30 protein-coding genes and 1 pseudogene are annotated in these 26,902 nt (G+C 38.0%); 18 read left to right on the top strand and 13 right to left on the bottom strand.

Annotated features, from left to right (window positions below; all coding sequences use genetic code 11):
- Window positions 1-4: 4 nt before the first annotated feature.
- Window positions 5-1,330 (bottom strand): glutamate--tRNA ligase, encoded by a 1,326-nt coding sequence (gene gltX / locus C6H22_RS02530; RefSeq protein ID WP_104693768.1) that lies wholly within the window; start codon window positions 1,328-1,330, stop codon window positions 5-7.
- A gap of 5 nt (window positions 1,331-1,335) precedes the next feature.
- Entirely contained in the window at window positions 1,336-1,830 is a 495-nt protein-coding gene (locus C6H22_RS02525; protein WP_158654593.1) for a flagellar FLiS export co-chaperone, read from the bottom strand.
- Between the two features lie 112 nt (window positions 1,831-1,942).
- Between C6H22_RS02525 and C6H22_RS02520 the strand changes: the two genes are divergently transcribed.
- From C6H22_RS02520 to C6H22_RS02495, 6 genes are all read left to right on the top strand, one after another.
- On the top strand, window positions 1,943-3,295 hold the full coding sequence (locus C6H22_RS02520; RefSeq protein ID WP_158654592.1) for a M99 family carboxypeptidase catalytic domain-containing protein: 1,353 nt from the start codon (window positions 1,943-1,945) through the stop codon (window positions 3,293-3,295).
- On the top strand, window positions 3,295-4,152 hold the full coding sequence (locus C6H22_RS02515; protein ID WP_104693765.1) for a TIGR02757 family protein: 858 nt from the start codon (window positions 3,295-3,297) through the stop codon (window positions 4,150-4,152). The genes C6H22_RS02520 and C6H22_RS02515 overlap by 1 nt, the downstream gene beginning before the upstream one ends.
- A 100-nt stretch (window positions 4,153-4,252) precedes the next feature.
- A complete protein-coding gene (tolB, locus tag C6H22_RS02510) occupies window positions 4,253-5,521 on the top strand; it encodes a Tol-Pal system protein TolB (RefSeq protein WP_233707003.1) in 1,269 nt (422 codons plus the stop codon).
- Between the two features lie 61 nt (window positions 5,522-5,582).
- Window positions 5,583-6,131, top strand: coding sequence for an OmpA family protein (locus tag C6H22_RS02505; protein WP_233707002.1), 549 nt, complete (start codon window positions 5,583-5,585; stop codon window positions 6,129-6,131).
- A 20-nt stretch (window positions 6,132-6,151) separates the two neighbouring features.
- The gene (locus C6H22_RS02500; RefSeq protein ID WP_104693764.1) at window positions 6,152-6,997 is read left to right on the top strand and encodes a tetratricopeptide repeat protein; all 846 of its coding nucleotides are present in this window, start codon (window positions 6,152-6,154) and stop codon (window positions 6,995-6,997) included.
- A 10-nt stretch (window positions 6,998-7,007) separates the two neighbouring features.
- Entirely contained in the window at window positions 7,008-7,553 is a 546-nt protein-coding gene (locus tag C6H22_RS02495) for an FKBP-type peptidyl-prolyl cis-trans isomerase (protein ID WP_104693763.1), read from the top strand.
- Between the two features lie 82 nt (window positions 7,554-7,635).
- Here the strand turns inward: C6H22_RS02495 and mnmA are convergent, their stop codons facing one another.
- Window positions 7,636-8,670, bottom strand: coding sequence for a tRNA 2-thiouridine(34) synthase MnmA (mnmA, locus tag C6H22_RS02490; protein ID WP_104693762.1), 1,035 nt, complete (start codon window positions 8,668-8,670; stop codon window positions 7,636-7,638).
- A 118-nt stretch (window positions 8,671-8,788) separates the two neighbouring features.
- On the opposite strand from mnmA, the gene C6H22_RS02485 reads away from it, so the two are divergent.
- From C6H22_RS02485 to C6H22_RS02450, 9 genes are all read left to right on the top strand, one after another.
- The gene (locus tag C6H22_RS02485; protein WP_104693761.1) at window positions 8,789-9,643 is read left to right on the top strand and encodes an ATP phosphoribosyltransferase regulatory subunit; all 855 of its coding nucleotides are present in this window, start codon (window positions 8,789-8,791) and stop codon (window positions 9,641-9,643) included.
- Window positions 9,644-9,657: 14 nt separating this feature from the next.
- Window positions 9,658-10,902: an adenylosuccinate synthase gene (locus C6H22_RS02480; protein WP_104693760.1), complete on the top strand. Its 1,245-nt coding sequence runs from the start codon at window positions 9,658-9,660 to the stop codon at window positions 10,900-10,902.
- Between the two features lie 9 nt (window positions 10,903-10,911).
- Window positions 10,912-11,325, top strand: coding sequence for a flagellar export protein FliJ (locus C6H22_RS02475; RefSeq protein ID WP_104693759.1), 414 nt, complete (start codon window positions 10,912-10,914; stop codon window positions 11,323-11,325).
- Between the two features lie 6 nt (window positions 11,326-11,331).
- A complete protein-coding gene (locus C6H22_RS02470) occupies window positions 11,332-12,066 on the top strand; it encodes a MotE family protein (RefSeq protein WP_158654591.1) in 735 nt (244 codons plus the stop codon).
- A 10-nt stretch (window positions 12,067-12,076) separates the two neighbouring features.
- Window positions 12,077-12,562 carry a hypothetical protein gene (locus C6H22_RS02465; RefSeq protein WP_104693757.1) on the top strand — a complete coding sequence of 162 codons (486 nt, stop codon included), beginning with the start codon at window positions 12,077-12,079 and terminating at the stop codon, window positions 12,560-12,562.
- Between the two features lie 11 nt (window positions 12,563-12,573).
- Window positions 12,574-13,470 carry a homoserine kinase gene (gene thrB, locus C6H22_RS02460; RefSeq protein WP_104693756.1) on the top strand — a complete coding sequence of 299 codons (897 nt, stop codon included), beginning with the start codon at window positions 12,574-12,576 and terminating at the stop codon, window positions 13,468-13,470.
- Window positions 13,471-13,539: 69 nt separating this feature from the next.
- On the top strand, window positions 13,540-13,710 hold the full coding sequence (locus C6H22_RS08595; protein WP_233707001.1) for a hypothetical protein: 171 nt from the start codon (window positions 13,540-13,542) through the stop codon (window positions 13,708-13,710).
- A gap of 5 nt (window positions 13,711-13,715) precedes the next feature.
- Complete coding sequence (gene infB, locus C6H22_RS02455; protein ID WP_104693755.1) at window positions 13,716-16,307, top strand: translation initiation factor IF-2; 2,592 nt, start codon at window positions 13,716-13,718, stop codon at window positions 16,305-16,307.
- A 111-nt stretch (window positions 16,308-16,418) separates the two neighbouring features.
- Entirely contained in the window at window positions 16,419-17,570 is a 1,152-nt protein-coding gene (locus C6H22_RS02450) for a CapA family protein (protein ID WP_104693754.1), read from the top strand.
- 40 nt (window positions 17,571-17,610) lie between these two features.
- Here the strand turns inward: C6H22_RS02450 and yihA are convergent, their stop codons facing one another.
- From yihA to C6H22_RS02430, 4 genes are read right to left on the bottom strand one after another with little or no spacing between them, the layout of a single operon-like run.
- Window positions 17,611-18,225: a ribosome biogenesis GTP-binding protein YihA/YsxC gene (yihA, locus tag C6H22_RS02445; protein ID WP_104693753.1), complete on the bottom strand. Its 615-nt coding sequence runs from the start codon at window positions 18,223-18,225 to the stop codon at window positions 17,611-17,613.
- Window positions 18,226-18,238: 13 nt separating this feature from the next.
- Window positions 18,239-18,751, bottom strand: a complete 513-nt coding sequence (lptA, locus tag C6H22_RS02440) for a lipopolysaccharide transport periplasmic protein LptA (protein WP_104693752.1) — start codon at window positions 18,749-18,751, stop codon at window positions 18,239-18,241.
- 13 nt (window positions 18,752-18,764) lie between these two features.
- Window positions 18,765-19,838 (bottom strand): lytic transglycosylase domain-containing protein, encoded by a 1,074-nt coding sequence (locus C6H22_RS02435; protein ID WP_104693751.1) that lies wholly within the window; start codon window positions 19,836-19,838, stop codon window positions 18,765-18,767.
- A complete protein-coding gene (locus C6H22_RS02430; RefSeq protein ID WP_199769797.1) occupies window positions 19,835-20,617 on the bottom strand; it encodes a TatD family hydrolase in 783 nt (260 codons plus the stop codon). Before C6H22_RS02430 ends, C6H22_RS02435 begins: the two co-directional genes overlap by 4 nt.
- Before the next feature lie 75 nt (window positions 20,618-20,692).
- Between C6H22_RS02430 and ribE the strand changes: the two genes are divergently transcribed.
- The 3 genes from ribE to C6H22_RS02415 are packed head-to-tail and all read left to right on the top strand — an operon-like array spanning window position 20,693 to window position 22,267.
- The gene (gene ribE, locus C6H22_RS02425) at window positions 20,693-21,331 is read left to right on the top strand and encodes a riboflavin synthase (protein ID WP_104693750.1); all 639 of its coding nucleotides are present in this window, start codon (window positions 20,693-20,695) and stop codon (window positions 21,329-21,331) included.
- 2 nt (window positions 21,332-21,333) lie between these two features.
- Window positions 21,334-21,615, top strand: coding sequence for an EscU/YscU/HrcU family type III secretion system export apparatus switch protein (locus C6H22_RS02420; RefSeq protein ID WP_104693749.1), 282 nt, complete (start codon window positions 21,334-21,336; stop codon window positions 21,613-21,615).
- A gap of 1 nt (window position 21,616) precedes the next feature.
- The gene (locus tag C6H22_RS02415; RefSeq protein WP_104693748.1) at window positions 21,617-22,267 is read left to right on the top strand and encodes an ABC transporter ATP-binding protein; all 651 of its coding nucleotides are present in this window, start codon (window positions 21,617-21,619) and stop codon (window positions 22,265-22,267) included.
- Window positions 22,268-22,324: 57 nt separating this feature from the next.
- On the opposite strand, the gene rpsR is transcribed toward C6H22_RS02415, so the two are convergent.
- The 6 genes and pseudogenes from rpsR to C6H22_RS02385 form a co-directional block, all read right to left on the bottom strand.
- Window positions 22,325-22,579, bottom strand: a complete 255-nt coding sequence (rpsR, locus tag C6H22_RS02410; RefSeq protein WP_104693747.1) for a 30S ribosomal protein S18 — start codon at window positions 22,577-22,579, stop codon at window positions 22,325-22,327.
- An 11-nt stretch (window positions 22,580-22,590) separates the two neighbouring features.
- On the bottom strand, window positions 22,591-23,097 hold the full coding sequence (locus C6H22_RS02405) for a single-stranded DNA-binding protein (RefSeq protein WP_104693746.1): 507 nt from the start codon (window positions 23,095-23,097) through the stop codon (window positions 22,591-22,593).
- Between the two features lie 44 nt (window positions 23,098-23,141).
- Window positions 23,142-23,546 carry a 30S ribosomal protein S6 gene (gene rpsF, locus C6H22_RS02400; RefSeq protein ID WP_104693745.1) on the bottom strand — a complete coding sequence of 135 codons (405 nt, stop codon included), beginning with the start codon at window positions 23,544-23,546 and terminating at the stop codon, window positions 23,142-23,144.
- 67 nt (window positions 23,547-23,613) lie between these two features.
- On the bottom strand, window positions 23,614-24,627 hold the full coding sequence (gene holA, locus C6H22_RS02395; RefSeq protein WP_104693744.1) for a DNA polymerase III subunit delta: 1,014 nt from the start codon (window positions 24,625-24,627) through the stop codon (window positions 23,614-23,616).
- Window positions 24,620-26,635, bottom strand: a complete 2,016-nt coding sequence (locus C6H22_RS02390; RefSeq protein WP_104693743.1) for an RNB domain-containing ribonuclease — start codon at window positions 26,633-26,635, stop codon at window positions 24,620-24,622. The genes holA and C6H22_RS02390 overlap by 8 nt, the downstream gene beginning before the upstream one ends.
- A pseudogene (locus C6H22_RS02385) lies at window positions 26,628-26,902 on the bottom strand (metallophosphoesterase); the annotation flags it as partial. The gene C6H22_RS02390 and the pseudogene C6H22_RS02385, both read right to left, overlap by 8 nt.

The following is a 26,902-nucleotide window of genomic DNA, read 5'->3' as shown; positions in this document are numbered from 1 at the left end:
TTAGTTATTGTTTTAAACGCATAATATCTTGCAAGAAGTATTGTAAAAATGGATATAACTCATGTAACTCCAAGCCATGTGATGTGCCAGTGAGTAAGATTCTAAGAGACTTAAAGAAATTTTTGCCTTTTAAGCCTGTGCGAGTCATAAGCTCGGTTTTGAGGGATTCATACTCACGCAAGACTAGAGAATGTTCTTGTATAAGTGTTTGGAACTCTTTATAGAGAATCTGACAAGATTCACTAAAATCTTGATCCTCATAGAGCGCAAAAATATCTTTTGGGGCAAAGATAGCATCGATTTTTTCTCGAATCTCATTGAGTGTGCTTGCTTCTTGCAAATAGAGTTTTGCTAAGCCACCTACACTAGCATCTGTCGTGTTAAGTAGTAGAGCCAACTCACTTTCATTAAGCATTTTAAGATGTTCGCGATTGATAAAACGCAATTTTTTTATATCAAATTTTACGGGCGATTTTGCGATGTTTTTGATGTCAAACCACTCTAACGCATCTTGTAGCCTAAAGATTTCTGTTGGTGTTTTATTACCCATGGCAATGAGATAATTTATAATCGCTTGAGGCAAAAAACCTTGTTCTAGTAGCCAATTAACGCTTGATGCGTTATCGCGCTTACTCATCTTAGAACCACTTTCTCCAAGAATAATAGGCAAATGCGCATACCCAATGTCTTTGGTGTAATCTAGGTATTTTCGCACCAGAATCTGTCTAGGCGTGTTACTTACATGATCTTCACCACGCACAATAAAGCTAATATCATAGAGCATATCATCAACCGCACATGCAAAGTTATATGTGGGAATTCCATCTTCTTTGAGGATTACAAAACTATCAATCTCGTTAAGTCCAAAACTAATCTCACCTTTAATTTCATCGAGAAATTCTATTGTTTCTTGCGCTCCTTTTAGTCGTACCACAGGTTTTGGATTAGAATCTTTATGCAAAATTGCCCAAGATTCATCATAACGAAATGGTTTTTTGTGCTCTTTGGCTTCTTGGCGTTTTTGATCTAAAAATTCTTTGGTGCAATAGCAATAAAATGCATAATCCTTGGAGATAAGATATTCAGCGATTTTTTGATGATAGCTGAAGTTATGACTTTGATACACAAGCTTATCCCACAAAAGCCCAAAAAGATTAAGAATACTTAAAATTTCTTTGTCTTTGCCTTCAATATTTCGCGCAAGATCTGTGTCTTCTATGCGGATCAAAAAGGGTTGGTTAGTTTGCTTGGCGATGATATAGTTAAAAATAGCGGCACGGAGATTGCCAATATGCATATCACCCGTTGGTGAGGGAGCAAAGCGTAGCATAGAATCTAGCCTTTTAGCATGGTAGCAAGTTTGGTGCTATCTATAGATTCAAAATGCGTATTTGAAGGTGTAAGGAGAGCCTCGCTAAGTTCTAAAAGCAAGTCATTAGATTCAGCGTGTTTGTCTTCTATAAAGCCTTTCATTGCACTAAAATCTTGCGACAAAGCTAAGGGATTTTCAAAACAAATATCTTTTATGTTTCCATTGACTTTGGCACTTAGAGGTGTATCAAAAAGTGGAGTGCCCATAAATTTCGTATTTTGAATAATTTCTTCTATGCGCACACATGCATTATTTTGTAAGGTTTGTAATGCTTTTGTACTAATGCAATCTTCTAGCTCACAAGATTCTATTTCTTTGAGAATCTTTGTGAGGCTTATGTTTGTGATTTGTAATGCACCAATAAATTCATTAAGACCTTTAGAATCTTCACCGAAGCGCTTGTGTGGATTATTTGTAGTAGTATGAAGATGTGATTGCAATGTGGATAATGCTAGCATAATTAAGAATCCTTTGTGTGAAACTTCATAGCCCAAGTCAAGCATATTGTATTCCATAATTTCGCATTGCGTTTATGTTATAATGTCACCTTTTTTAATCAAAGGAATGTGTATGCAGTTAAAAATATGGCGTATTAGTATATTGATGGCGATGGGTTTTGGTGTGATGTGGGGAGCAAAAACTGCACCTATTGACTTCAAAGTCTATGATATGCCAACTAAGGATTCAAATGGTCCTAGTGTGCTTATTATGTCTGGTATACAAGGTGATGAACCTGGCGCCTATAATGCGACAAACCTTTTACTTCAATACTATACGATTAAAAAGGGTAATATCCGGGTAATACCTGTGCTTAGCCCACATTCTATGTATTATAATAGCCGAGGTGTGTATGGCGATTTAAATCGTAAATTTGCCACACTTAGCACTAAAGATCCTGAATATAACACGATTCAAAAAATCAAAGAACAGATTTTGCGACCTGATGTACAGGCAATTTTTCACATGCATGATGGTAGCGGGTTTTATCGTGAGACATATATCAATGATATGCTTAATCCCAAGCGTTGGGGGAATTGCTCGATTATCGATCAAGATTCTATTGAAGTTACCCCATATGGTAATCTTAAAGAGATTATTTCACAGGTAGTAGCACATACAAATACCGGAATCTTAAAGCCTTTGCACACGTATCACATTCACAATACCTATACCGCCACAAAAGATAAAGAAATGCAAAAAAGCCTTACATTTTTTGCTATCACACACAATAAACCAGCTTTTGCGCATGAGGCATCCAAAACCTTGCCATTACGAGAAAAGGTATATTATCATTTGTTAGGCATTGAGGGCTTTTTGCACGCAGTTGGGATTGAATTTGAGCGTAACTTTACACTAGATCCACAGACAACTGCTAAACTCATTGACGATCCAAATATTACCTTTAGTATAGATTCACTGATTACATTACCGCTTTTACATCTTAAGTCACCGCTAAATTATTTCCCTATGCCACAAAGTGCTAAAACACAACTCCAAGATCTGCCCATAGATTCTCAAAGCTATATTGTAGGGCTTATGCACAGAGAGGATTCTACTATTGGTATCAAATATGGTATGCGCACAATGGGCGTGATTAAGCCCTTGTATTTAGAATTTGATCATACATTGCCAAGTGTATATATGCGTATCGATGGGGAGGAAGCCAAGGAAGTCAAAATGGGCACAATCATTCAAGTCAAGCAGTCATTTTGGATAGAATCTAAAGAAGGCTATCGTGCCAATGTGATAGGATTTGTCAAGCCCGGAGATAAGAGTCCTAAGCCTCAAGAGTTTGATACACTTATACAGAAAAATAGTATGTTTAAGAGATTTGCTGTTGATAGTGCAAATCGTATGTATCGCGTGGAATTTTATAAAGACGAGGCATTTGCGGGTATGATTTTGATAGATTTTGTGCCATAATGCCACAAAAATCTTGTGTCACACAACATTTGAAAAATACACAAAAACTGCAGCATTTTTTAGATTCACATTATGAGGGTTGTAATACCTTGGAGAATCTTAACACACCAGATCCTATCGTAGTTGTGCGACGCTATACACAACATCCATATTTTGCAGAAATAGCACTTTTGTGCGCGCTTCTTTCGTATGGTAGCGCCAAGCAAATTGTTGCATTTTTGCATACGCTAGATTTTGGGCTATTAGAGTATACAGGAACACAAACACATGGGACACCTTATTACCGCTTCCAAAATGCACAGGATATACACGCATTGTTTGCAATTTTGCGAGAATGTATTAGGTGTGGTGGCATTAGAGAAATTTTTGCTCGTGGCACAAAGAGTGGCTACACGCCTTATAGAATCCTCAATGCAATTTATCATAGCATAGCGACATTGCGCGAGATAGCCTTTAGGCTTGGCGTTTCTAGTAGAGGCGTGGATTTTGCCATTGGTGCGGAATTACCCAAAGATATACATTTTGGGAAGTATGGGGATTCACAAACTCTCACGTCTTTGTTTAATCCCAAGGGCAAAAGTCCCCTAAAGCGATGGAATCTTTTTGCACGATGGCTTGTGCGTGATGATGCACTAGATTTTGGAATTTGGCAAGATATAATCGCACCAAGTGAGCTTATCATACCGCTTGATACACATACCTTTGCGATAGGACAAAAATTAGGACTTCTAAAACGCAAAACCTATGATCTTGCTGCGGCATTAGAGCTTACCAAATCGCTTCAAAAATATTGTCCAGATGATCCCGTGCGTTATGATTTTGCATTGTATAGAATCGGGCAATCCAGGGTAATCTAAGATTCATATGTTTGATATTTAAGAGTGCTGTATTTAAAGAGGGCATCTAATGTTGAAATTAAAGTTTTGCGTTATAATACATACTTTTTAAGGAGATAAAATGCTAAAACGCTTGCTTGTATGTATTTGTATGTGGAGTTTTTGGGCACTACCAATGAATGCGCTTGATGCAACACTCGAGATTGTTACAAGCTCTACAAAACTTCCTTTTATTGTTGTCGAGCATGTCGTGGATAATAGTGAATACGGGCAAAAGATTTTTGCACATCTTGTTGGAGATCTAAAAGTAAGTAATCATTTTCAGGTAGAAAAAGGTGAGAATCTCAAAGATAAGGATCTAGATTTTCAAGTTTATAAAGACAAAAAAGTCGATCTTGTGGCGCGCGTGAGTGCGAGTAAAAAGAATGAAACAATTGTAGGATATTTGGTGCTTTATGATGTCCATAGTGGCAAAAAAGTCCTTGAGAAAGAATACACACAACCCACTCTAAAACATTATCCATTTGTAGCACATGAGATGTGTATTGGCATTAATGCTTATGTCCAAGCGCCATCGATAGATTGGATGCGTGAGCTTGTCGTGCTTTCTAAATATACAACTTCAGGCAGTAGCGTGATTGTTTTGGCGGATTATACGCTTAGTTTTGAGCAAGATATGATACAGGGTGGGTTAAATATTTTCCCAAAATGGGGCAATAAAGAAAAAAATATTATATATTTCACGCGCTATATCGATAATAAACCTACGATTTTACGCTACCAAATAAGCACTAATACCGCAGAAGTTCTTTTGCAAAGTGATGGTATGGCAGTGGTTTCAGATGTGAGTAGTGATGGACAAAAATTACTGCTCACACTCACGCCGACTAAAAATGCGGCCGATGTATATCTTTATGACGTATCAACAAAGAATCTTAAGAGGCTTACGACATTTTCTGGCATTGATGTAGGTGGAAAATTTATCAATAATGAAAGAGATGTGGCATTTGTTTCTGATAGATTGGGTTATCCAAATGTCTTTGCCACAAACCTTGATGGAGGCAATGTCGAGCAACTTGTCTTTCACGGACGCAATAATAGTGCTGTGGCTAGTTATGATAAATACATTGTATATACGAGTCGCGAAAGTAATAATGAGTTTGGACTTAATACATTTAATCTCTATTTAATTGCTACTAATAGCGATTTTATACGCCGTCTTACAGAAAAAGGTTCTAATCAAATGCCAACATTCTCAAAAGATGGTAAAAATATTATGTATCTTAAAAATACACAAACACAAAGCGCATTGGGTATTATCCGATTAGATTACAATAGTAGTTATTTTTTCCCACTTCCACAGGCAAAAATTCAATCTTATGATTGGTAATTTGACTTACAAACCTTTAAAGGCTATAATTAGCTAAGATCTCAAAGATTAAGGAGTAGTCATGAAAAAAGTTCGTATTATTGGTTTCTTTGGAGCATTTTTGTTATTGATGAGTGGTTGTGGAGATAATACTAAGGTCTCTAGCGGTGGTAGCGGTGCTATAGCGGTGCAGGGGCAAGATGCTTCTACAACACCTGTGATTATCTCACCAGATGGTAGCAGTGTTGGAGCAGATACAGCAAGTGGTAGAAATAGTGATAATTTTGTCCAGCTTGACAAAAATAGTTTACCAACAATTCTTTTTGGGTTTGATAAATACACAATCGCAGATGATATGCTTGCAAACATCGATCAGGCCGCAAACGCACTTAAGCAATCAGGCGCAAAAATAGTTTTAGAGGGCAATACCGATTCTTTTGGATCTGATGAATATAATTTTGCGCTTGGTAAAAAACGCGCAGATGCCGTGAGAAATGCTCTTGAAGTGCGTGGTGTAGATTCTAAAAATATTTCTACTGTGACATATGGTGAGAGTAAGCCTGTTTGCACACAAGCTACACAAGAATGCTACAAAGCTAATAGACGCGTTGATTTTAAAGTCGCGAAATAATTTTTTCACAAAGAAGCACAATGAAATATTACATTTCTTTTTTGCTTCTTTTGTGGATTTGTTATGGAGCTAGTGAGCCTTCAGCGTTTGAAAAACAAAGTGGTGCAACAAAAAAGGATCTCTCTAATCTTCAAAGTATCACACAAAATTTACTAAATCTTACAACACAAATTAAAGAGCAACAAGAAGCTCTCACACAATCCCAAGAGGGATTAATGAGTTTGTATGAATCACAACATCAAAAGTTTCAAACTACTATCCAACAGAACACAACAAACACACAAGATATCGAGAATCTAAAAACCGAAGTAGCGACATTCAAAACTTTGTTGCAAGACCAAGGCAGACAGATTGCAGATTTAGATTCCAAAATGCAAGAAATTCATGCACTTACCCTTAAGACGCAAGAGAGTATCCTTCAAGAACTTGAAAAACTAAATAATACCCAGACTAAGGGTGTAAAGAAACAAAGCGAAGATTCACAAAAGAATCCAATAAAGTTTGACAAAAATAAGAGTGCTGAGCTTTTTGCTCAAGGTAAGGAATTTATAACCAAAAAACAATATAAATCCGCCAAAGACATCATGCTATGGCTTAAAGATAATAAATATAAGACACCAGAAGTAACCTTTTATTTGGGTGAAATTGCGTATTTGCAAAAAGATTACCATTTGGCGATTAAATATTACAAGGCGAGTGTTGCTCTTAGTGATGGCGGTACGTATATGCCTACGCTTTTGCTACATACAGCCCTTTGTTTCAAGGGGATTAAAGATATGCCAAACTATAATTCTTTTTTGGAAGTCTTAATAGCGACATATCCACAGAGTAAAGAGGCCGCACAAGCCAAAGAACTTAAACAATAAAGGAATACAAATGATTACACAAAATAAGGTTGTTAGCATAGGATACGAAGTATCAGATGCACAAAATAATGAGGTTATAGATTCTAACAAAGATGGCACACCGCTAGAATTTCTTGTGGGTGCAAATCAGATTATTAGTGGTTTAGAAAATGCTCTTATGGGGGCAAAATCTGGAGACAAACTCTCTATAGAAGTTAAGCCAGAAGATGCGTATGGAATTTATCAAGCAGATTTAATCCAGGAACTTGCACGCGATCAATTTGAAGGAATCGATCTTAGGATTGGTATGACACTTTTTGGTCAGAGTGATGATGGACAAACTGCACAGGTGATCGTAAAAGATTTTAACGATCAAGTTGTGATTATCGACTACAATCACCCACTAGCAGGAAAAACACTAAACTTTAATGTTAGTGTGTTAGATGTGCGTGATGCAACAGAAATGGAAATTTTGCAAGGTGGTGTAGGTGGAGGCTGTGGTTGCGGAACTGGTGGCGGTCATCATCATAACAATGGTAGCGGTTGCTGTGGTGGAGGCTGTGGCTGCGGACATTAGTTGGTTTTGCTTGGCGACTAAAGATGCACTTGGATTGCTGCAAGGTATCTTTAGAATCCTATAAGATTCTAAAGATATGTGGTTATATAATTACACCACCGCCAAGCACAATATCACCATCATACACTACGAGTGCTTGCCCTTTTGCTACTCCATAAGCACTCTCTTGTAATTTGGCAGTAATAATATTATTTTCTATGCTAATGTGTGCTTTGATTGGCGCGGATCGGTAGCGTATCTTAACTTCATACAATTCTTTGGTAAGTGGTATAGTAAGAGATTTATTTGTTGCATATACTATGTTTGTTTGTAATTCTTCCTTGCTACCGACAATAAGCTCATTTTTTTCTGGATTAATACCCATAACGTAATGTGGTGTGTGAGCACCAAATACCTTAAACCCTTTGCGTTTGCCAATGGTGTATTGCATATAGCCATTATGTTCTCCCACTACCTCTCCTTGTGCATTACGCACTATACCTGTTTGTTCCACCTGTTCGTGTTTTTTAAGCACATCAATATAATCTGTCTCTACAAAGCAGATTTCTTGAGAATCTTTATATGTTTCTAGTGTTCCTAAAAATGGCAGAATCTGTAATGCCGTAGGTTTAATTTCAACCTTCAAGCTATCGCCTAGCGGAAAAATAATACAATCTAGTGCCTCTTGTGGCAACGCATAAAGAAAATAGCTTTGATCCTTGCTTGTATCGCGTGCTTTAGCTATACGATTGATGCCATTGTATTGTGTGATTTTGGCATAATGTCCTGTGGCTATATACTCACAACCCATTTTTTTTGCTTCTTGGAGGGCTAGACCAAATTTAATAAGTGGATTGCAAAGTGTGCATGGATTTGGCGTTTCGCCACGCTTGTAGGCATTCACAAACTCATTATACACGATTGTTTTGAACTCCGATTGGGCTTGTAAAACATGAAATTCTATATCCAATTCTTTGCTAACTTTTTGGCAGTTACCAATAAAAACCTCGTGTTTTGCCTCTTTGTCGTGGAGTTTGAGATATATTCCTATGACTTCATAACCTTGAGATTTGAGCAGATAAGCACAATATGAGCTATCTACACCGCCACTCATGAGAAGTGCTACTTTTTTTGCCATATGTTTCCTTTTGATAATGTGAATTGAATTTGGCATTGTAAGGAGTTAAAGTAAATTGTTAATTGATGTTTAAAGTGTGCGTGTGTTATAATCGCAACTTTTAGCTAAAGGATGAGGATTGATTTTAGACCACGAATTACCACAAGGGAGCAAACTATATTTTGGCAAGTCCGCGCGCTTAAAGCGTGATATAGAATCTAAAGCCACGAAGATTCTCTATGAAAATGATTATAAAGAGATTGCAACACCTATTTTTAGTTTTCTCAATCATCAAGGGGATTTTTCTAATCGCGATATGATTTATTTTAGTGGAGAAGATAATCATCAGATAGTCTTACGCTATGATAGCACGATTGATGTAATGCGTATTATTACCAAAAGAATTGCACGTAGCACAAGTCACAAGAAATGGTTTTACATTCAGCCAGTATATGGGTATCCTACTACAGAGCTTCATCAAATTGGTGCAGAATTTCTTGATAGTATTTCACTTACGCCTGTTATGGGGCTATCGACTATGATTATGAATACGTTAGGATTGCGACCCTTGCTACAAATTTGTAATCAAAAGATTCCGCTTTTATGTGCCCAGCACCTCAATATTGACATACAAGAGTTTAACAATCCTGATGTGGAGCGTATTGCAAGTAAAGAATATTTTTTAAAAGAACTTATTGAAGTCAATACCAAACAGGATTTGGAGCGGTGTATCAAAAATATGCCAAATTTTTTAGCCAAAGAATTAGAGGCAATGTTAGGATGTGCAAGTTTTTGTGAATATGAAGAGAGTATTTTTTCACCACTTTTTTATGCACCAGGGCATTATTATGATGATTTGTTTTATCGTATGATAAGTGGGAACACGATTCTTGTTATCGGCGGTAAATACACAATTTCACAAACCCCATCGTGCGGGTTTGCTATCTATACTGATAGTATCGTGGATATTTTGCTCAAGCAGTCATCAAACTAGAGGGGAGCTATAAAATGGCAGATTTGGTTGTTGGGATTCAATGGGGTGATGAAGGCAAGGGCAAGATTGTTGATGCACTCGCAAAAACATATGATTATGTCGTGCGTTATCAAGGGGGACATAATGCAGGTCATACTATCGTAGTCAATGGACAAAAGATTGCCTTACATCTTATCCCATCAGGGATTTTGTATCCGCATTGCAAAAATGTCATCGGAAATGGTGTCGTCATAGATCCTAGCGCACTTTTGCGTGAGTTAGAGCCATTTACGAATTTGCAAGGACGGCTTTTTATTAGCGATAAGGCTCATATTATTTTGCCCTATCATAGTGTGCTTGATAAAGCAAAAGAGCTTAGTAAAAAAGATAAGGCAATTGGCACAACAGGTAAAGGCATAGGACCAGCATATACAGATAAAATTGCACGTAACGGGATTCGTATGGTGGATTTACGCTCATTTGGGGCTTTGGAGCAAAAAGTTACCAACGCTATCGATGATATGCAGATTTTGCAGGAAAGATATGCATTTACATTGCCTAGCGTAGATTCTGTAATGAGTGCATTAGAATCTAGCGCTAAGGTGTTATTGCCATTTGTGTGCGATACCACGCAGTTTTTATGGAAAGCCCAAGAGGAAGGCAAAAAGATTTTGTGTGAAGGGGCACAAGGCAGTATGCTTGATATAGATCATGGCACATATCCATTTGTGACAAGCTCTAGCACTACGGCTTCTGGTGCATGCAGTGGCACAGGATTAGCCCCTAGAGATCTCAAAGAAGTGATTGGGGTTGCCAAGGCATATTGCACAAGAGTGGGTAACGGCGTATTTCCTACAGAAGACTTTGGTAACGAGGGCGAGTATATGCGTCAAAAAGGTGCAGAATTTGGCACTACTACAGGTCGATCACGCCGATGTGGTTGGTTTGATGCGGTGGCTGTTAAGTATGCTTGTAGGTTAAATGGTTGTACAAAGTTAGGCATTATGAAAATGGATGTGCTTGATGGATTGGATACAATCAAAGTTTGCACTGCCTATGAATACAAAGGTGAAACAATTACACATATTCCCACCGATTATGAAAATGTCAAGCCAATTTATACAGAGTTTGCAGGTTGGGAGAGTGTGGCTAATATACGAGATGAATCTAGACTTCCAAAAAATGCAAAAGCCTATATCGATTTCTTGGAGCAATATATTGGTGTGAAAATATCCCTTATATCTACAAGTCCAGAGCGTGAAGATGTGATCGTGCGTTAAGGAGAGGTTGTGAAAACAAAATTTAGTGCTATCCTTGATATACGCTATAAGGCACTGCAAAATCATGAGCGTAAAATGATGCAACACAATCTCCTTATCACACAAAAACAAGCTGAAATTGATGCATTTATGTGCGATGTGGGTGAGGTGCATTTCCCAAAAAATGGGGATTTTGGTGCTTATATCGCTCTTGCGGATACAAGAGATAGGCTTTTGACGCATATTGATGGGCTTCATAGTGAGCTTTCCCAATTAAAGGCTCAAGCAAAAGCTTTGCGTGAGGAATATAAGCATATTTCTATCGAATATGAAAAAATCAAATACCTTGATACAAAAGAGCAAGAATCTAGATATAAACTTCTTAAGATTTTAGGGGACAAAGAACTTGATGAAATCTCTGTCTTACTTCATCGCAGGAGGTAATGGAGTGTGAAGCGAATTATTTTGTTGCTAATGGTGTTTTGTGGTGTTGGAATGACAGCCGATGGGGGTAAGCAAACCCAAACACAATTACTTGATTGTAACATTATATTTGATCAGCGCAAAGATGAGATTCGCCAAGAACTCCAAGCCATAGATGAGCGTCAGCAAGCACTCCAAGTTTTTCAAAATGCTACACAGGTGCTTTTGGAAGAAAAAAGACGTAAACTTAGTGAGCAAGAATCTAGCATTAACGAAAAGATTTTGGAATTTCAGAAAGCAAAAGAACAGGCAAAAGCAGAGTTTCAAAAATCCCAAGAACAAGCCGAGCTTGATATGAAAGCGCGTGAAGAATATATTCAAGATCTTATAGCCAAGAATGAAGAAATTTTGCGCAAGATGAAAAAAGGTAGTGACGATAAAGTCACACAAAGTTACCAACAAATGAAAGAGGGTAAATCCGCAGCGATTTTTGAGCAAATGCCTGAACAAGAAGTCGTAGAAATTTTATCAAACATGGATTCTAAAGATGTGAGTAAGATCCTTGCTAAAATGGATGCCCAAAAAGCTGCAAATATCACACAAAAAATGCGCCAACCACAAGGTGAACAAGCTACAAATATTCCATCGTTACCACAAATCCCAAAGGCTCCGCAAGAATTTATGGATTCATTAGAATCTACACACGCAGATTCACAATCCAAAGATTTGCAGTCTGAAAATATGCCCCAAGATTCTAATTAAGAGTGTAAATATGCAGAGATATTCTTTGGTTATTGTTAGTGTCAATGAACCACTTCTAGCGGGAATCTACACAAGCAAAATACTATCTAGCAATACAGAATCTGAAGGTATGGAGCTACAAGAAACATACAGATTTTATGGTCATACGACATATGCCCTAAACGAACTCTTTAGCATGCTTTTTGCCAAAAGGGTGGAGATAGAACACATGTATTATGCGCGTGGTCCCGGACGCTTTAGTGCGCTTAAAGCTACGCATATTTATTTGCATACACTCGCTCTTACTAAGGGTTATAGGCTTTATAGTGCCTCAAGTTTTGCGTTTAATAATGCAAATCCTATCCATGCTTTTGCAAACAAGTATTTTGTCTTGCGTGATGATGAGATTTTGCTAGAGACAGAATGTGAGGCGATAGAATTTAGATTGCCAAAGGTTTTGTATCCTAAGGATTTTTCGTGTGAAAACACGCCTTTATATATTTTACCAGCGGTATAAATGGAGCAACAATGAATATTATTGTCCCTGCTACAAGTGCAAATCTTGGTCCAGGCTTTGATTCTTTGGGGTTGGCGTTAGGTTTATATAATAAGATTCAAATTACCCCTGCACATATTACAAGTATCCAAATTGTGGGTGAAGGTGAGCATTATGTGAAATTGAAAGTTGATAATGTGTTTGTGAAGATTTTTTCACAGATTCTAGAACGCTATGATAGACAAGCACATTGTAAATTTTTGTTTGAAAATGCCATACCAGTATCGCGTGGTTTGGGGTCGAGTTCGGCTGTGATTGTAAGTGCGATTTATGCTGCACTCACATATGTTGGAGAAGCTATTGATAAGCAAAAAATTTTAAATTTGGCTACAGAGTATGAAAATCATCCAGATAATGTTACTCCGGCAGTTTTTGGTGGCTTTAATGTCGCGATTTTGGAACATTATGGCAACAAGATTCAATCGCAAAATGTTGTGCATATGCATACAGACATTCCTGATAGCGTGTGTGCTGTGGTAGCCATACCTACACGCACTATGTCTACCAAACACTCTCGCAAAGCATTGCCAAAGTACTATAGTCTAAGGGATTGTGTGTTTAATCTCTCGCATTCCTCACTTCTTAGTGTAGCATTTTTTCAAAAGGATTGGGAGAAATTGCGCTTGGCAAGTAGAGATAGGATTCACCAAAATACGCGTATGAAAGCCCTACCTATGCTTTTTGCTTTGCAAAAAACCGCACTAGAGTATGGTGCATTGCTAAGCACATTGAGTGGTAGCGGATCGTCGTTTCTAAATATATGTTATAGAGATGATAGTAAAAAACTTGCAAGTGTGTTGGCAGAAAAATTTCCACAGTGTCGCATTCTCGAGTTGGAGTTTGATAATATGGGTGTTAGAGAATTTTAACTAGAATGTTGGTATAATGTGAGAAATCCTAAACAAACAAGAATGTGCGTGGTGTGTAGGGGCAGGTTTTTGCAACACACACTCCAAAGGTTTCAAGTTACGCACAATACTTTATGTGTATTTAGTGGTGTTGGTAGGAGTTTTTATATTTGTGCACAATGTTATCAAGATCCAAAAGCATTGCGTGGTGTCATGAGGCGTTATAATATACAACAAATTACAGAATCTAAAGGAGTGTAGTAGATATGGCAAAAGTGAGATTGGCTGAAGTAGCTGAAGAATGCGCAAAAACAACAAAAGAAGTCTTTGAAAAAGCCCTAGAAATGGGGTTAAAAGTCAAGACAACTTCCTCAAGTATAACAGAAGAGGAAGCAGGCGCGTTATATGAGTTTTTATCTACAGGCAAGAATCCAAACCCACCAAAACCAAAGACTCAAGCCAAAGAAAAAACCTCGACAAAAAAGACAGCTACAAGGCCAAAAACACAAAATACTAAGACTCCAAAAGAGGAAAAACCACAAGAACAAGATTCTATAGATATATCCAAAGCAGAGTTAAAGACTCCTCTTGTAGATTTTGTGCAAATACAGCCCAAGATAGAAGTAGCTTCTCCCTTACAGATTGCACAAGATGACACGCAAAATAAAGAGCCAGAAAAAAGAGGATTACGTATTGTCCGCAAAAACGATCAAGTAAAGCCAACTCCACAAGCACAACTTAAAGCCACGCAATCCGTGAGCTACAAGGAGCTTCTTGCGCAAACTCAAGATGAGGGCTACAATAAAAAACCCAAAAAAGTAGCAAAATCTCGCCCTACCAATAAACATAGCGATGAACACAAGATCGATATTTTAGAGGATAGAGAGATTACTTTTGATCGCGATTATGATGATGAGCAAGATGAAATCATGCTTTTTGATCTTAATGAGCGTGAAATGCGTGATGAGGAAGAGGAAAATCGCATTAAACAAGCGATCACTGATCGCGTGCAGGTGCATAAAAAAAGTCCTTGGATGAATGAGGGTTCTATCCGTCGTGGTGGTAAGAAAAATAAAAAATACCAACAAAAAGAACCACCAAAAGAGTTAAAAAGCGTGATCACTATTCCTGAAGAAGTGCGTGTATATGAGTTTGCTGATCTTTCTGGTAGAGAGCTTAAAGATGTGATAAAAGCACTTTTTGATTTAGGGGTTATGGCGACAAAAAATGACTTTTTGGATAAGGATTCTATTGAGATTTTGGCAGAGGAATTTAAAATCCAAGTCTCAATTTTGGATCAAAAAAGTAGCTTTGAAGTCGTGTATGAAGAAAACACACAATTCCTTGCAGAGCGACCACCTGTGGTAACTATCATGGGGCATGTCGATCATGGAAAAACTTCTTTGCTCGATTATATTCGTAATTCGCGAGTGGCACACAAGGAAGCTGGTGGTATCACACAACATATCGGTGCATACATGGTGCAAAAAGATAATAAGACAATTAGCTTTATTGATACACCCGGACACGAAGCATTTAGCAGTATGCGTAGTCGTGGCACACAAGTTACAGATATTGCTATTATTGTAATAGCTGCAGATGATGGTGTCAAGCCTCAAACCATTGAAGCGCTAAATCACGCTAAAGCAGCAGGTGTGCAGATTATTATTGCGATGAATAAAATGGATAAAGAGAATGTTAATCCTGATAAACTCAAGGCTGAATGTGCTGAACTCGGATTCACGCCAAATGAATGGGGTGGAGAGTATGAGTTTATCCCTATATCCGCTAAAACTGGTATGGGTGTAGATACGCTGTTAGAAACGATTATTATACAAGCCCAACTCTTGGAGCTAAAGGCTGCAAAGGAAGGTAAGGCAAAGGCTGTTGTGTTGGAGGGTAGTTTAGAGAAAGGTAGAGGACCTGTGGCGACTATCATCGTGCAGAGTGGGACATTGCAGGTGGGAGATTCTGTGGTAGCAGGGACTGCATTTGGGCGCATACGAGCAATGAATGATGATATGGGTAAGCCGATAAAATCCCTTACGCCCTCAAGTATTGCACAGATTGTTGGTTTATCTGAAGTGCCAGAAGCCGGAAGCACTCTTGTTGCACTAGATAGTGAGGCACAAGCGCGAGAATATGCCCAAAAACGCGCTTCGTATTTGCGACAAAAAGAGCTTAGCAAAACGACGAAAGTTACTTTTGAGGAATTGGGTGACATGGTAGCACAGGGGAATTTAGCGGTGTTGCCTGTGATTGTGAAAGCCGATACTCAAGGTAGTCTTGAAGCCATTAAGGCAAGTTTAGAAGGGCTTAGTAATGATGAGGTGCGTATTAATATCGTAAGTGCGAGTGTTGGGGGGATTACTGATGGCGATGTCTCCCTTGCAAGCACTAGTGAAAATAGCTTTATACTTGGTTTTAATGTGCGCCCTACAGGCAATGTGAAGGCAAAGGCAAAAGAGTTAAATGTTGAGATTAAGACATATTCGGTAATTTACGCATTGCTTGATGAGCTAAAAGGACTTGTATCAGGCTTGATGAGTCCAGTTATACAAGAGGAAAATACAGGACAAGCACAAGTTCGAGAGACATTTACCATACCAAAGGTTGGTGTTGTTGCTGGTTGCATGGTGGTAGATGGCACCATTACTCGCGGAATCAAAGTGCGTCTTATACGCGATGGCGTGGTGGTGCATACAGGTCAAATTACTTCACTTAAGAGATTCAAAGATGATGTAAAAGAAGTGAGCAAGGGCTATGAGTGCGGAATTATGCTTGAAAACTATAATGATGTGCGTGTAGGTGATGTGTTTGAGACTTTTAAGGAGATTCACACAAATGCACAAATATAAGTGTTAAGTTTGGTAACACACAAAGTTTATGGGTAAATGATAATTTCGTTGATATTTGGGGTGTGTGATAATTAAAAGATGGAAAGTGATAAAATGTAAAAAGGGTTGTGTATGGGGATTTTTATTTGTGGTGATATTGTCAGTAAGCCTCGCATAGAAGTATGCCATGAATTGTCAGATCTTATTAATAAAAATTTAAGTTTTTGTAACCTCGAAGCTCCTATCAGTGGTGTTGGAGTGCCTATCATCAAGGCAGGACCGCATATGTCCCAAGATTCTCATGTTATCGCAGATCTTGCAAATTTAGGTTTTGATGTATTTTGTTTAGCGAATAATCATATTTTTGATTATGGTGCAGATGCTTTGCAATCCACGATGGACGTGATCACACAACATAAAGCGGAATATATAGGATCGTATAATACATCTACCACCCCCCCCCCTATTATAAGAACACAGATCAATAATACACGCATTGGTGTGATTAATGGTGGCGAGAGTCAGTTTGGGGCATTAGATAGTGTTGGAATTTTTTTAGATGCAGAATGTGGATATGTGGATTTGTTTGATGAAGCTTTTGTTCGGCAAATAGTAGAGTTGCGTGCAAATGTTGATGTCTTAATAGCTATTGTTCATGCTGGATTAGAGAATGTTGATTTACCTTTGCCCCAATTTCGTAGATTCTATAAATTTTTGTGTGATATGGGTGTAGATATTATTGTTGGACATCACCCGCATTGGGCACAGGGCTATGAGTCGTATTACACAAGACAAAGAGAGTGCTTAATATTTTATAGTCTTGGAAACTTTGCATTTTGTACGCCACATAAGGCTTATACCCAAAGAGAACAAGAGAGTTTTAGTGTACTTTTAGATTTTGCTAATGGGAAACTTAAGGACTTCACATTATTTTTTCATAAACAAATATTTACACCAAATGCCTGTAGGGTAGAATTATGTCAAGAAACAGATGTTAGTTTTAGTGTTCAAGCGCTCAATGAGATATTGCTGGATGAACAAAGATATAAGCAAGAGATTCTTACACTTGTCAAAAACACTATGGAAACATATAAGTTTTATTATGATTTGGCATTTCTTATACCCTCTAAACAATTTTCTTTATGGAGTAATGTTAAAGTTTTATGCAAAAGATGGTTTTTCCCTACAAGAGGACTTCACCAAAGAGAAGCTTTATTATTGCATAATATCCATATTCCCACACATCGTTTTGTGCAAGAAATAGCTCTTAGAGGGAATACATAACAAGCTTTGTGTCGTGTAGCTTTATTCTTTTATTGAGACATTAGTGTTTTTGATTGTAACCCAAAACTTTTTGCAATATAGTTGTTCGCAACTCCTCTGTTGTGGGAATTTTTAGTTTTGGGTTTTGGAGTGTGCTACTAAGGATAGCACGGGAGTTTTTTAGCTTAGCGATTTTGCTTTGGGTAAGTTTATCGGCTTTAGTAAAAATTGTTACAATCTCTTGATCACCGCGTTTGAGATTTGTTAGGAATTGCAATACCTCATCATCTTGTGCTAGATTTGGATGACGAGCATCACGCAAATGTATAAAAAGTTTGATTGCACTGCGTTTTTGTAAAAACTCTAGCAAGTTTTTCTCCCATTTCGCCTTTGTTTCTTTGCTCACTTTGGCATATCCAAAGCCAGGAAGATCCACAAATACAAGCGGAAGTATCTCATTATTCTTGATAAACTCCACTCCAAAAAAATTGATAAGTTGTGTTTTACCAGGTGTGGCAGAGCTTTTGGCTAATTTTTTGCCTAGCAGTATATTAAGGAAGCTTGATTTTCCTACATTGCTACGTCCTAAAAAAACAATTTCACTACTTTGTGGGCTTGGAGCTTGTGCGATGTGTTGTGCACTTGTGAGAAAACGCGCATTTTTGGTAATAAGCATATATACTCTTTTATTATTTCTTTTGCTTGTTGTTTGAGGTACTTTGAGAATCTTTTGTATCTTCCTCCTCATCAAGTAAAAATATAAGCGTTGTAGGCTTGTCTTTTGCCCCTTGGGAATATGCTTGCCCTTTTTTGTTATTGAGAGTCATAAACTCTCCAATAATGGTATTTGGGCTATCTTTTTCTTGGATTTTAGCATTGTCATAGAGGCGATATTCATCAGCTACGGTGTCATACACCACTTTTTGTGCGCTACCATTTATTTTCCTGCCATCTTGGGTTTCTACATAAAATCTCACGTCGCCAGTCGCGGTATATTCTAAGGGTTTGCGTTTTTTATCTGTTTTGATGATGACTTTTTGTGCCCAAAGTTTATCATTTGCCTTTTTGATAAAGACGTCAGTATTAAGCTCAATGAGATTAGTTTTGTCATCGCTTTGAAAGGTTTTTGCATTGACCTCGAGCTTTTCTGCACCCACAAGTATGTGTGCTAGTATGGGTATTAGGATACTAAGTTTTTTCATGCTACGCTACTCTTTAGGACTTTTTGGGAATTGGAATTACGACTTTTTGATTAATAGATAAATGTGAATTTTTTAGACCATTGATGCGTTTTAACTCATTAATGCTTGTTTTGTATTGGCGTGCAATAGAGCTTAGCGTATCGCCTTTTTGGACTTTATGCAACATAAAAGCAGAATTTGGCTTATAGTTTGTGTCAAAATGTTGCTTAAATCGTGCGAGTTTCTCATAGGGCAAATATACATTATATTCTTTGGTACTTGATCCGGGGGGTAAAAATGCGTATTTAAAATGCGCATTATAGCTTCGTAACTCATTTAATGACATTCCTGCATTTGTAGCGATAAGACCCAATGGCACACCACTTTTTAGCTTCAAAATTGCAAGTGTGTCCGTTGCGCCACGATTGAGGAGGTATTCAGAATTGTTATTTTTGAGAAAATCTGCATCATTAAACACAAGACTCATCGCTACAATTTTTCGGATATAGTTTCGTGTTTCAGGTGGGAGATATTTTTTTTCCTCATCCAAGAGAGTTTGCAAGGAGCTATCACCCCCAGCATCTTCTATGGCTTTTTGTAAGCGTGTATAACCACAATTATACGCCATCATAGCTAGATACCACTCTCCGGTGAGATCGTGGAGTTGCTTTAAATATGTAATTGCTGCTTGTGTGCTTTTTATGGGATCTTGTCTTTCATCGATGTATTCATTGATTTCTAGTCCTAAGCCTTTGGCGGTTCCAGGCATAAACTGCCAAATACCAGAAGCTTTTTTGGAGCTTTTGGCGTTGATAATAAATTCAGATTCAACCATTGCCAAAAATAAAAATTCTTGTGGTAAGCCTTCTTGGGCTATCATATTGCGTATAATGGGAATAAATACATAACTATTATCAAAGCGCTTAAGGAAATATTGCGCACTAGATTCTATGGCATTGCGTTGATCGGTTTGTTCGGGTAAAAAATCATAACTAAGCCCAAAAGATTGCAAAATCCTTGGCGTATGCTCATCACTATCAACAAAAGAATAATGCTCTACCGCCCATACATGGATACAAAATACTATACCAAAGAGTAAAAATCTCATATAGCTTGCTCCAAAATAGGTGGAATCTGCGTAAAGAGCGCATAGGCATTCTGTGTGCTAAGAGTTCGAATCTCCTTGTCGCTTAGTGAGAGGATCTCGGCAATTTTTTCTGCAACAAAAGGAATATATTTTGGCTCGTTGCGCTCCCCTCTATGTGGATGAGGCGTGAGATAAGGTGCATCTGTTTCAAGCAAGATCCGATCTTTTGGCACAAGAGGAAGCACTTCAATGAGTCTTCGTGCATTTTTAAAGGTGCAAACTCCACCAATACCATAATAAAAGTTTTGTAATCCTAACAAGATTCTATCGGCATTAAAGCAGTGCAAGACACCTCTAAGTTCAGGATACGCTTTGAGGATTTCAAATGCATCATTTGAAGCCTCACGCACATGCACAATGAGTGGTTTTTTGTATTCTAGTGCAAGCTCAATTTGTGCGATAAAAAGTTTTTTTTGGCGGTTCTTGTAAGATTCAACCCCACTTTCAGGTAGGCGAAAATAATCCAAACCACACTCTCCAATAGCCACACATTTTTCATCGCATACAAATCCTCGCAACAAATCCTCACTAAAGCTATCAAGTTCATATGGGTGAATCCCAGCAGCAAAATAAATATGTTGGTAGCGATGTGCGATTTCTCTAGCTTTAGGAAGATCACCACCAAATGCACCAGGTATGATAATTTGTTTAATCCCTGCATGTAGCGCATCAGCAATCACACGATCCAAGTCTGCATCATATACTTGCGAATCTAAATGACAATGCGTATCAATCATCATCGTATAAACACCTTTTAGAGAAAATATGATAAAATTTAGCTAATTGTAACATAATAAATTTAAGCAAGGATTGCTATGTTTAGTGGGCTTATTAGGGAGATTGGCAAGATCTCTTCTTTGGTTGGAAATAGACTTGAAGTGCTTTGTGCCTACCAACCACTTATAGGGGATTCTATAGCGGTAAATGGTGTGTGCCTCACTGCCATAGAATCTAGTCCTAGAGGATTTGTTGCTCAGCTTAGTGACACGACAAAAAGCCTTATTGCATTAGAAAAATTTACTTCTAACGCTCCTGTGCATATTGAACCAGCATTGCGTGCAGATTCTCGACTTGATGGGCATATCGTGCAAGGACATATTGATGCTATAGGTGTGATTAGGCATATCACACATCTTCCTACCCAAAGTAATTTTTTTATCACGACTTCCGCACAGAGTTTGTGTGCTATTTTGCCAAAAGGTTCTATTAGTGTTGATGGTGTGAGTTTAACGGTTGTAGATGTTACACAAAATGGCTTTTGGCTTACGATTATACCTCATACGCTACAAAATACGCTTTTTAAAACCTATACACTCGCCCAACGCGTGAATCTAGAAACAGATATGTTTGTGCGCAATACCTTAGAGGTTCTTAAACATCTTGAGATTCGTGGTAACAATGGGCATTCTCGCACATCGTGGGCAGATGTGGATCGTATCCAGCTTGCATTTTAACAATGGCAAAGACATTTTCAAAAGCTGCTGCACTTGCCTATAATGTGGATATGCATAATGCCCCAAAGGTTGTGGCAAGCGGTAGGGGTGAGGTAGCAATGCGTATCATTGCCAAAGCAAAGGAATATGATGTGCCATTATTTTGTAATGAAGTTTTGGTGGATTCACTTTTAGATATGCCTTTAGATTCAGAAATTGATCCTAAGTTATACTTGGCGGTTTCACGCGTGTTTGCGTGGATTATGCTGTGTGAAAAAAACGCACAACTTAGTTGGAAGGAGTAAGATGACATTATTGCGCGCTAAAAATCTGTGTCATAGCTTTGATTCATTGATTTATGAAGGTTTAGATCTTGTGGTAAATGAGCGAGAAAAAATCGCTATTGTAGGCGTGAGCGGGAGTGGAAAAAGCACGATTTTAAACAATCTCTGCACTATGCTTCCACCTACAAATGGCGAGGTAGATATTTTGCAATTTCATAATATATACACCCTAAAGGATCAAGAATTATTGCATATTCGCCGTTACGAGCTAGGTATCATTTTTCAAGCCCATTATCTTTTTCGTGGATTTAATGTCGCAGAGAATCTTGAACTTGCAAGTATTGTGAGCAACCAGCCTATGGATATGGAGCTTTTGGAGCGTTTTGAGATTGCACATACACTAAAGCAACATATCGGAGAATTGAGTGGTGGACAGCAGCAACGGCTTTCTATCGCGCGTGTGCTTAGCAAGAAACCAAAGATTATTTTTGCCGATGAGCCTACAGGGAATCTAGATTCACGCACAGCACATAAGGTTATGGAATGTATTTTTGAGTATGTGGAGCAACAAAACACTGCCCTCATCATCGCGACACATGATAGACAGATAGCACAGATGTGTGACAAAGTATATATACTAGAAGATCAGCATCTTAGAAAAATTTCTTTGTGATAAAAAGTGGAGGATGCAAGGAATTCTTTGGGTCCCCCCCCCCCAAAGAATTTACACTTAGATTTTAAAAGGATTTTCAACAACCTTTTTGCGATCGATGATATATGGGATAAGTGCCATATGTCGTGCGCGTTTGATTGCTACTTCCACGCGCTCTTGCCATTTTTTTGTGTTACCAGTGAGGCGACGAGGCATAATTTTGTAGCGCTCTGAAAGTGAGTGCTTAAGCATATCGACATCTTTATAATCGATAAATTCCAACTTAGCTTCTGTGTAGCGACAATATCGTTTTGAGTATTTTTTCTTTTCCATAAGTTCTCCTTTTAGAATGGTATTTCTTCATCGTCTATGTTGATTTCGGGGATATTTTGTGGATACGCATTATTGTGTTGGGTATTATATGCTTGTTGCGGTTGGTTATATGCTGTGTGCTGATTTTGTGGTGTTTGAGAGTAGGTATTATCCACATAGTTAGGAGTATATCCAGAATCTTCTGTGTTTTGTGTGCGTGAATCAAGCATTTGCATACTCTCTGCAATCACACTATGCTTGGATCGTTTTTGCCCACTTTGGTCTGTCCAGCTTTCAAAAGCTAATCGTCCCTCAATAAGGACTTTTGATCCACGCTTAAGGTATTGATTTGCAACTTCTGCACTCCTACCAAACAATTTCACATCGACAAAGCACACTTCCTCGCCCTTGCCTCCATCTTGCTTGTTATAGCGTCTATTGGAGGCAAGTCCAAGTGTGGCTATCGCACTACCACTAGGCAAATAACGTAAATCTACATCGCGTGTGAGATTTCCTATAATAATGACTTTGTTATACATCCTATCCCCTTTGCCTATAGCTTAACTTTAATCCCAAATGTTCCTCAAGCCTCTTTTGGTACTTCTTGTGAATCTTTGGGAGTAGATTCAGCTTTTTGTTTCTTTGGTTCTGGTTTATTGTTAGCTCTATCTACAAGTGTTTGCCATGCTTTTTGCTCTTTTTTGTTTTCGTATTTGATAACAATAAATCGCAACACATCTTCATTAATTCTGTAATTTCTTTCAAGCTCTGCAATAAGGTTTGTAGGAGCTTTGAAGTAGATTACAAAATAATAGCCACGCTTATTTTTTTTGATTTCATAGGCAAGATTTCTCATACCCATATCTAGGCAAGTTTCAATAGCACCGCCATTTTTGATAATAATATCTTTGAAAAAATCAATTTTCGCTTTGATTTCTTCTTCGACTAGAGTAGGTTTGATGATAAACATCGTCTCGTAGTGTTTCATAGAATCTCCTTTTGGTGTAACCGCCCTCTTGTATTTAAACAAAAGAGCAAGGCATAAGGGGCTGATTCTATCTAAGCATAGCTTGAATTTTTATTAAAGTCGTGAGGGAATTTTTGCTTTTACCACTTTTGGCTTCCCTATCCCAGCGGTTTAGTAAGTCAAAAATCTCAATATAATCAGCCTCTTTAAAATACAGGCAATATTTACGTTGTCGATCAAGAATATGTTTTGGTGGAGTAAATCCCAAAATCTCATTTGCATTGAGATTACCATGCGTTTTGATATAACTAAAAAATAAAAAAAGTTGGTAAAAAAATCGTTGCAGTTCTCGCACAAGCATTACTTCACTCGTGCCTTCTTCATAAATATTTTGGAGAATCTTCACAAATGGCTTTTTGTCCATAACTGCACAAAATAGCTCTTCAACACTAAAACTTGCTATGCCCTCACACAAAAATCGCACTTCTTCACTGCTGATGTGGCGCACACCTTGTGAATCTAGTCCAATACAAATTTTTTCAAGTTCTTTATACGCAATTGAGAGATTGCTATTTTGTAGCTCTAGGATATAACGTAAATCTTGTGTATGGATTTCGAGGTTTAGATCTTTGGCGTGAGTGTGCAAAAATTCTAGATTCTCTTGCAAACTTAGTTCAAAAAATCGCACTTCTGCCACCGGTATATTAGGGCTTTTAAACGCATTGGCAAAGGCACGACAATCTTGCATATATTCAGCCTCACTTTTGGAGCTAGAGATATGAAACTCAATAATAAGCGCATTGCTTGGGTTAGATTCTAAAGCTTTGAGGAGAGATTCACAAGATTTCTTATCAAGCTTTTTATCAAGTTTCATAAGGATAAATGTATCGCCTCCAAAAAGTGAATTTTGGCTAAGTAATGCGTGGATATTATCCACATCGCATTCATCATAAAAAAATTTTTGCACCTCTTGGGTGTTAGCCAAAAATTTGGCGATTTTTATGCCATAGTGTGTTATGAGAAACTCACTTGCACCATAGAGTAGATAGGCTCTTGGAGGGTTTGGTTTGGTAAGGAGAGAATCTAGATCTTTTTTATACATTTTCCCTCTTTTTGGTTGTGGATTTGGCTTTGGTAATTGCGCCATAGATCTCGCGTGCAATGAGATCTGCTCCTGTGATACGCACATGAAAAATTGCAAATTTTTCAAACTCCCCGCAAGATTGTAACAAAATATAGGTATTTGGAATGAGATCTAGGGCTAGGGATTTTGCAAACCCATCATTTTCTATAGTATCATCAAGCAAGATCGCCTCGCATACAATGGGCTTATTAGGATTTTGTGCCAAAAGATCTAGAACATATCGCACGCTTTTTAGGTTGCTAAAATCGCGTTCTAGGTAGCTAATTGTCTTTTGTTTGAGGTTAAGCTCTTGCGCGATACTCTCCATATTTGCTGTGAGGTATTCCAATCCCTTGGCATCGTGCAAGAGGCATTTTAGGATTCTATGCACACACAAATCCCCATAACGCCTTATGGGTGAGGTAAAATGTGTATAAAGTCCAAACCCTAATCCAAAATGCTCTGAAGGCGTGGCACTATAGCACGCCTTGCTAAAAGATCGAATAATGAGTGTATCTATGATTTGTGCAAATCGATCACTCTTTTGTTTTGCCCAATGCTGAATTGCATCAAATTGATCTTTTAACTTAGATCGTATAATAGGCGCACCCAAATCTTGCAGGGCATCTAAAAGTTGGAATATTTTACTTTCTTTTGGTGGTTGGTGGATTCTATAAAGCCCATTTGGTGTGTGTTTGTGAAGCATTTGTGCTGTAGCGATATTGGCTAGAAGCATAGATTCTTCGATGATGTGGTGTGCAAGGGAAGTATGATCTAGATCTATATGCGTTACTCTGCCTATAGAATCTATATGTATATTTGGGTTTGGGCTATGGAGATCATAACCGATTTTTAGGCGATTGGCACGGAGTTTTTTTACCTCTGAAACATAGGCATATAGCCATTTGAGTGATTGTGGTAGTTTTTTTTGCGTAAGTGCGGAATCTAAACTTTCATAATCGATGCATTCTTTTGTTTTAATGATTCCTTCATAAAGAGCATGATGTTGTAGTTGCCCATTTTTGAGGCTAATCTCCCACACAAGCGCAAGACGCAAGCGATTTTTTTGCAGTGAGCAAAGTTTGCTAGAGAGTGCAAATGGTAGCATAGGCACGACAGAATCTGGAAAATACACGCTAAAGCCTCTTACTCTTGCTTGTGTATCAAGAGCGCTATTTTTGCTCACATATTCGCTCACATCGGCGATAGCGACATAGAGTGTTTGTGATGCTATATCATAATAAATTGCATCATCATGATCTTTGGCACCCTTAGGATCGATAACACAAAATGCTAGATGTGTATAATCGCGTCTGTGTGGATAATGGGATTTTAATACACGTGTGCCATAACTTTGTGCAAGTAGTAGGCTTTGGGGTGTGAAATCTTGATCTAAGGCGTGTTGCTCTAGCACGATTTGTTTGTCAATGTTTGGATTATCAAGCACTCCTAGCACCTTGTGAATCTCAAGAGATCGCAAATCGATTTTGATGACACAATGTGGTGGCAATGTGCGGAGGGATTTTTGTGAGGCTTTGGGTGTGAATCTTTGCCCATTTTGTAGGCTAAAGGCATATATCGTGCCTTTGTGTTGTAACAATACACATATATCAAAACTTTCTTTTGCTTCTAGCACACATAAAAACCGCGCTATGCTTTTGTAGCGCATTATACCCTTTATTTTTCCTTGTTTGATATGTTCTCTCTTGGCTAGAATGATGTCGCCCCTAAAGACATTGCGTGGAATGCTTTTGAGGATATAATCTTGTTTGTATTGTGGGTGCAATGGTGTCAAAAAGCTATGAGATTTACTCAAGGTCGTATCGACAATACCGATAAGAAATTCATCTTTGAGTTTTATTACATCTTTGGTTTGTGTAGATTCTAAGACCCCAAGCTTTTGGAGTTTTTCAAGCAAAGCTCTTTTGGACTTTGGGATGTTGCATTTTACACAACCCACGCTAATGGCTGTAAAAAATTCAAGCATAAAAGCTTCTTTTTTTCTTATGAGATTGCAAAATCTCTCCTAATTTGCGTGGGATAAAACCAAGTTTTTCGCAACTAACATTGATACAAAAATCATTGCCACTTTCTTTGGAGTGTAAATGTCCGTGTATATTAAGGGAGCATTGTGCGAGTTTGTAGGTTTCATCTAAAATATCACGCGCTTTTGTGAATCTATCATGCACCTTTCTGTTAAAAACAGGGAAATGTGAAAACATAATCCGCTCATCTTCTATGTCGCATATAATGG

This window comes from Helicobacter equorum (genome assembly GCF_900198655.1).
Lineage (GTDB): Bacteria > Campylobacterota > Campylobacteria > Campylobacterales > Helicobacteraceae > Helicobacter_F > Helicobacter_F equorum.
This window is presented reverse-complemented; position numbering and strand designations above follow the sequence as displayed.